Here is a 6,228-nt window from a genome sequence, read left to right on the forward strand (position 1 = left end):
AATTATGCGGCCTCTAGAGGAGCCATAGTTAATCCTTCCCGTCGCAATTGTTGGTGATAAAGTTCCGCTTGTTCCTGGGGACCTGTCCAGACAATTGCCTGTCCTTGGTAGTGAACTTGATTAGTTAATTCCCAAGCTCGATCGGTAGTCATATCCGGGATATATTTAATTAAACAATTGGCCACATGATCGAAGGTGTTAAAGTCATCGTTGAGAACAATAACTTTATAGTTGGGATAAGTCTTTTTGACAACTTGAGTGGACTTATCTAAGGTGGTACTGGGTGCGCTGGCCATAAAAGTTACAATAGGTCAAGGTTTTTGCGGTTAAATTCGAGCATTTTGACAACAATTAAGCGGCAAAAGCCACAGAATTATTATGCAAAACTTGGTGATAGTAATTTAATAACTGTTTGGTGGCCGCTTGCCATGCCCATTTTTCCGCTTCTAGGCGCGCATTTCGTCGTAATTCCTCTCTTTCTGCCTTGGCGGTTAGTAATCTTTGGGTGGCACTAATTAAACCCTTTTCATCCCTAGGATCGAAGAGATGACCATTAACTCCATCGGTGACAATATCGGGAATTCCCCCCGAATTTGCCGCCACCACCGGACAACCGGCAGCCATGGATTCTAAGAGTACCAAACCGAGGGTTTCTGTGCGTGAGGGAAAAAGAAAAGCATCTGCGGAAGCAAAAGCGGAGGCTAATTCTAACCCCTGTAAATAACCAACAAAATGGGTATTTGTGTCGGCAAAATGACTTGTTAAAGCTTCCCGATGGGGACCGTCTCCCACAATGGCAAATCTTGCTTCGGGAATCGCTTCTAAGACTGGTTTAATGCGATCGATTTCTTTTTCGGCCGACACTCGACCAACGTATAATAAGAGAGGACTATCGGGGTTATTTTGGGATAATTTCAGTCTCATAGCCGGGGATTTTAAATGAGGTTGAAATAATTCCGTATCGACTCCCCTTTGCCAAAGCTCTACCTTTTCAATGCCACGACTAGATAATTCTTGTACCATAGCAGTGGAAGTGCAGAGATTTAAACTTGCTTGATTGTGGGCCAATTTTAATAATTCCCAGAGTAATCCCTCTAGGGAACCTAACCCATAGTGTTGTAGGTATTGGGGGAGATGGGTATGATAGGAAGCGACGAGGGGAATGTTCATAGTTTTGGCAAAATAAATGCCTCCCACCCCTAAAATAGCCGGGTTAACCACATGAATAATATCAGGTTTGAACCTCTCTAAAGCTTGACCGACTGAAGGCCGGGGGAAAGCCATTTTTAATTCCGGATATAGGGGTAAGGGAATCCCTGTAACTCCATGAATCTTAGCACCTTTGTACTCTTTTAAACCGCCATCGGGAGAGAAAACCAATACCTGATGACCTAATCTTTGTAGGTGTTCCACGGTATGTTTAAGACGGGTGACAATGCCATCGATTTTCGGTAAGAAAGTTTCTGTAAAAAGAGCAATTCGCATAGAGAAAACAAGGTTAAGTAATAATTAAGGGCAAGCTTTTTGAGATAGCTAGGAATAATTACTGAATTTCTCAAGGCAATTAACTCCCCAATTAATCATAGATCAGAAAGGCCAAAGGTTTTAATCACTCGATCGCTTCCTTCGATAACCACCGTCGCTCGATAATTATCGCCGATTGCTGCTGTCCATAATTGCCATTCCCCCGCCACATTGTCTAATTTTAAGGGATTAAGGCCCACTTCCACTCGATCGAGTCCCCCGCTAATTCCCGTTCCCAGTGCCTTTAAATAAGCCTCTTTTGCCGTCCATAACTGAAAAAATAACTTTTCCTTCTCTGCGGACTTTTCAACAAGCTCATGTTCCCTAGCACAAAAAAACCTTTTTGTCAAGCTATCTAAATCTTTCACCTCGCGCATTTTCTCTAAATCTACCCCGATGCGAGCGGTTAAAGTCAAGCCACAGATTGCCATCTCCTCGGAATGGGAGAGATTAAACTGCAATTGGTAGTTAATACTCGGTTTTCCCCGTTCACTGTAGATAAACTCGATTTTTTCGGGACTTATGGCCAAATATGACCCTAAAATCTCCCGTAAACATCCCCTAGCCACCAAAAAACGCCGCTTGTGTTGGGGAAAATGGTAACGATTAGCTCTAATTATTTCATCTTCCGAGAGCAAAGAAGCCAGTTTTTCTCGTCTATCCCCAGAGGGATCGAGACTGATAAAATAGAGATGAACCTCATCGGTAGATATAAACATTAAACTCAGAAGCGATCAAATAATTAATTATCGGTAAATTTTACCGTAAAATGAGAATTGCCGACTCAAGAATTTATCCACCTTCTAACTCTTGACTTTGCAGCACACCTATGAACTTTTTTCATACTGAAGACCACCTCCAACAGTTCGGTACAGATATTTTAGAAACAACTTGGCGAGAATTTACCCAATTAGCTCAAGAACAAATTGCCCTAACTTGGATAGTATATGATCCTCCTGTTATCGTCAACACGGGGGGAGCAATTTCTCACGAAGAATTCTGGAAATATTCCCCCCGCGGATTTAGCTATCGCGGACAAGAAAGAACCTATCCCGCTAGTTTAGTGAAATTATTTTATCTAGTAGCGATTCATGAGTGGTTAGAGGGGGGTATGATTGCCGAAAGCAGCGAATTAAATCGCGCCATTCGTGACATGATTGTTGACTCTAGTAATGATGCTACCAGTTTAGTTGTAGATCTGGTCACGGGAACCACTAGCGGTCCAGAAATTGCCGCCGGTCCCTTTGAAACTTGGAAGCAACAACGCAACATAGTTAATCGTTATTTTCAATCCCTAAATTGGCCGGAATTAGCGACAATTAACGTTAATCAAAAAACTTGGTCTGATGGTCCCTATGGACGTGAACGCGCTTTTTTAGGGGAATTAATGGAGAATCGCAATATGTTAACTAGCAATGCAGTGGCGCGTTTAATTCATACTATTGTTGGGGGGATTGCGGTTTCTTCCCAACGTTCTCAAATAATGATGTCTTTACTAAAACGAAGTCTTAATCCTGCTGATTGGACAAGTCAAGGAGATGATACACAAATCTTAGGATTTCTAGGACAAGGATTACCAGAAAATAGTCAAATTTGGTCAAAAGCTGGTTGGACAAGTCAAGTACGTCACGATGCAGCCTATATTGAAATTCCCCATCATACTCCCTATCTATTGGTGGTATTTACCGAGGGAAAAGATAACAGTCAAAATCGCTCAATTTTACCTTTTATCTCCCAGAAAGTAGCCGAGAAAATTATGCAGTTCAATTAATTTAACCTGTGGGTAGGATGGTTTTCTCTGTCATTGTCAAAAGTGTTAGATAAACATCCTACTGTCATGAACCCGTAAATTTACTGATGTGCATCTCAATATATAGCTTTTCTGGGATAGATGGGGTTTGTTCTTGCAGCTGAAATACTCGATTAAGTAGGTGGGTGGAATTAAATATAAGATGAACGTAGGTTGGGTTGAAGCATGAAACCCAACGTCCGCTCATGTTACGCTACCGCTAACCCATCCTACCAATAATTGTGCCTCCCCACTTAAGTAAGGATTCAGTCTGTGCTTCACCTTGACGGGAAGGGCTGTCATCATTTAAACTAACAATAAGTTGTTCTTAAGTATTTCCTCAAATATGTGACTTTTAACCCTCACCATTGTCATAACGAAAGGGAAGTGGAGAGTAAACTAATTGTTCAGTATTTACTCCCCAAACTAGGCTACAATGCCGAACATTGGTATCAACAAGTTAGCTTCGGTAAAGTCCGCTTAGATTTCCTTGTTTCCGCTCAAAAACCCATCAACAAAAAGCAGTTTGTATCCTCTCACTGTCTAATTATCGAGGCTAAAAATCCCAGAGAAAAGCTCACCAATCATCGTCATCGTTTAGGTTATTATCTTAACTACTTTAAAGTGCCGTGGGGATTATTAACTAATGGTTATGAAATTCAACTTTATCAAAGGAAAACCGATAAAATTTATTTAGTTTTTAGATGTTCTGGGTTAGAAATTGCCGCTCACTTAGAAAAGTTAAAATCTCTGATTGGTTACGAAACCTTATCTTTAGGTATTCCACCGCTCAATTCTCCAACAATCAACCACAGAAACCCCATGAAAACCATCGCAATTTATCATCATAAAGGTGGTGTTGGTAAAACCACCGTCGCTACCAATCTAGCGGCAGCTTTGAGTAAAAAAGGTAAGCGAGTATTATTAATTGATATTGATGCTCAAGCTAATAGTACCTTTGCCGTTGGTTTAATTAAGTTTCAATTCGATGATGACGATGATTTAAAAGATAAAAATGTCTTTCATTTACTCAATGATGGAGACATAACTTTTGTGCAAAATATTGTCAGAAAATCTCAGGGATTTAACCATCCAGAAATTGATGTAATTCCCGCTCATATTAGCTTAATTGAAAAACAAACTACCTTAACTAGATACGGGAGTTCTGACACAAGATTATCTAAAAAATTAGATAAAGTTAGAGATGATTATGACTTGGTTATTATTGATACCCCGCCATCCTTAGATTTTTATGCTCAAGCTGGTTTAATTGCTTCCGACTATCTGATTATTCCATCAGATCTTAAACCATTTTCTAATCAAGGTTTAAATAGTGTAAAAAATTTTATCAAGGAAGCAATTAACGAACCTCGTGAAAATTTAGGTAAAGAACCCATAAAAATTTTAGGCGTTTTACCTTCCAAAATTTCTACCAATGCTCAATACTTAAGATTTAATTTTCCCAAACAAAAACAAGTAATTCCAGACAAATATGGTTTACCCTTGATGGAATCGACTATCTCGGAAAGAATGCCTTTATCTCGCTGTATAAATCAATCCGTTCCCGTGGGAGATTTAGAAATTCCTGCTCCCCAATCTATAATGGATTATGCCGAAAATCAAGGCGATGCGGGAGTATCAGCAGCAGAATTTGAAGCCTTAGCAATCGAAGTTTTAGCTAAAATAGGAGTTAAATAAATGTGGGATTTTTTACTAATTGATTTACAGGACGTGGTAGCTACTAAAGAGCGTTCTTATTTTCCAGAAACAGATTTACACAACTTAGCTAATCTTATTGTAGCAATAAAGGGCTTAATGCGTCCTGTCATTCTCAAAAAAATTGGCTTTGAACGCTTCCAGATTATTGAGGGAAATTTAGAGTATTATGCCTGTTTAATTGCTAAAGAAAAAGAACGCAGCCTAGAAACTATTAACGCTTTTGTGGTTGATAAAGAAGCGGAGAATATCGCTTTACAGCAAATACAGTTATTATCCCCTTCTCCTGGGTTAATTACCACGCCCGAAAAAACAGATAATCCTCTAGAATTGAGGGTGAATAATCTTGAAAAACGATTAGAAACCCAGTTACAAGCAATCCGAGAGGAGTACCAAAAAGAAATCAAAAGACTGGAAGAAAAAATTATTATTTCTCCTCCTCCTTCTGCTTCTCCTCCTCCTTCTCCTCCTTCTAAGTCGATTTTAGAGCTTTTGAATACCTGTGATGCTAATCAACTTAAAAAAGCGGGAATAAATAGAACAGTTACTGGAAATTTTCTCAAAGTGCGAAAAGATAAGCTATTTATTTCTCTTGATGATATCACTGATCGAGTAGATAAAATGGGGGCAGCAACTCTGATCAAACTAATGGATTATTTGCTGACTTATAATTGATTTTTGTGGGTGTGTTGAGCTACTTTAACACACCCTACCGATGGGTGTTATAATAATGGAAGATCAGGAAAAAACCTGATCCGATAGCGGGCAAAGATTAACTAGAAGACGGGTGAAAAGAGAAAACCTATGACAACTACCCCAGTAATAGCTGCTTCTTTAACAATTCCTCCCCTAGAAAACGGCGATAAATTAACTCGATGGGAATTTGAACGACGTTATCAAGGGATGCCCCATCTCAAAAAAGCGGAATTAATTGAAGGAATTGTTTATATGGCATCTCCCCTCAGATTTGAAAGTCACGCCGAGCCTCATGCTAATATTATCGGATGGTTAGCTCTCTATAAAGCGGCGACTCCAGGTGTTAGATTGGGTGATAATGCCACCGTGAGATTAGATATTGATAACGAACCCCAACCGGATGCCCTATTAAGAATTGACAAGGGAGGACAATCGACAATTAGTCAAGATGATTATGTAGAAGGAGCGCCGGAATTAATTGTCGAAATTGCCGCTTCTAGTGC

7 protein-coding genes are annotated in these 6,228 nt (G+C 39.7%); 4 read left to right on the forward strand and 3 right to left on the reverse strand.

Translation table 11 applies throughout. The features are described from left to right. Positions 1–2: 2 nt before the first annotated feature. The 3 genes from clpS to IM515_RS21215 form a co-directional block, all read right to left on the reverse strand. Positions 3–296 (reverse strand): ATP-dependent Clp protease adapter ClpS, encoded by a 294-nt coding sequence (gene clpS, locus IM515_RS21205; protein WP_002765336.1) that lies wholly within the window; start codon positions 294–296, stop codon positions 3–5. A 55-nt stretch (positions 297–351) separates the two neighbouring features. After that, a complete protein-coding gene (locus IM515_RS21210) occupies positions 352–1,485 on the reverse strand; it encodes a glycosyltransferase family 4 protein (RefSeq protein WP_002765335.1) in 1,134 nt (377 codons plus the stop codon). 95 nt (positions 1,486–1,580) lie between these two features. Continuing rightward, positions 1,581–2,243, reverse strand: coding sequence for a 4'-phosphopantetheinyl transferase family protein (locus tag IM515_RS21215; RefSeq protein ID WP_287626922.1), 663 nt, complete (start codon positions 2,241–2,243; stop codon positions 1,581–1,583). Between the two features lie 110 nt (positions 2,244–2,353). Between IM515_RS21215 and IM515_RS21220 the strand changes: the two genes are divergently transcribed. From IM515_RS21220 to IM515_RS21235, 4 genes are all read left to right on the forward strand, one after another. Beyond that, positions 2,354–3,295, forward strand: coding sequence for a serine hydrolase (locus IM515_RS21220; protein ID WP_287626921.1), 942 nt, complete (start codon positions 2,354–2,356; stop codon positions 3,293–3,295). Positions 3,296–3,661: 366 nt separating this feature from the next. Then, positions 3,662–5,011, forward strand: coding sequence for an AAA family ATPase (locus IM515_RS21225; protein WP_287626920.1), 1,350 nt, complete (start codon positions 3,662–3,664; stop codon positions 5,009–5,011). Next, a complete protein-coding gene (locus IM515_RS21230; protein WP_287626918.1) occupies positions 5,012–5,704 on the forward strand; it encodes a ParB N-terminal domain-containing protein in 693 nt (230 codons plus the stop codon). It begins immediately after the preceding gene. A gap of 129 nt (positions 5,705–5,833) precedes the next feature. Further along, positions 5,834–6,228 (forward strand): Uma2 family endonuclease (locus tag IM515_RS21235; protein ID WP_272077987.1); only part of this gene is annotated, 395 nt, incomplete at its 3' end.

It is taken from the genome of Microcystis sp. M44BS1, assembly GCF_020244875.1.
GTDB classification, from domain to species: Bacteria; Cyanobacteriota; Cyanobacteriia; order Cyanobacteriales; family Microcystaceae; genus Microcystis; species Microcystis panniformis.

What these genes read in the sequence shown, in the direction of transcription:
- IM515_RS21210 (WP_002765335.1), bottom strand. Translation starts at nt 1,485, where the DNA reads ATGCGAATTGCTCTTTTTACAGAAACTTTCTTACCGAAAATCGATGGC.
- IM515_RS21220 (WP_287626921.1), top strand. Translation starts at nt 2,354, where the DNA reads ATGAACTTTTTTCATACTGAAGACCACCTCCAACAGTTCGGTACAGAT.
- clpS (WP_002765336.1), bottom strand. Translation starts at nt 296, where the DNA reads ATGGCCAGCGCACCCAGTACCACCTTAGATAAGTCCACTCAAGTTGTC.
- IM515_RS21215 (WP_287626922.1), bottom strand. Translation starts at nt 2,243, where the DNA reads ATGTTTATATCTACCGATGAGGTTCATCTCTATTTTATCAGTCTCGAT.
- IM515_RS21230 (WP_287626918.1), top strand. Translation starts at nt 5,012, where the DNA reads ATGTGGGATTTTTTACTAATTGATTTACAGGACGTGGTAGCTACTAAA.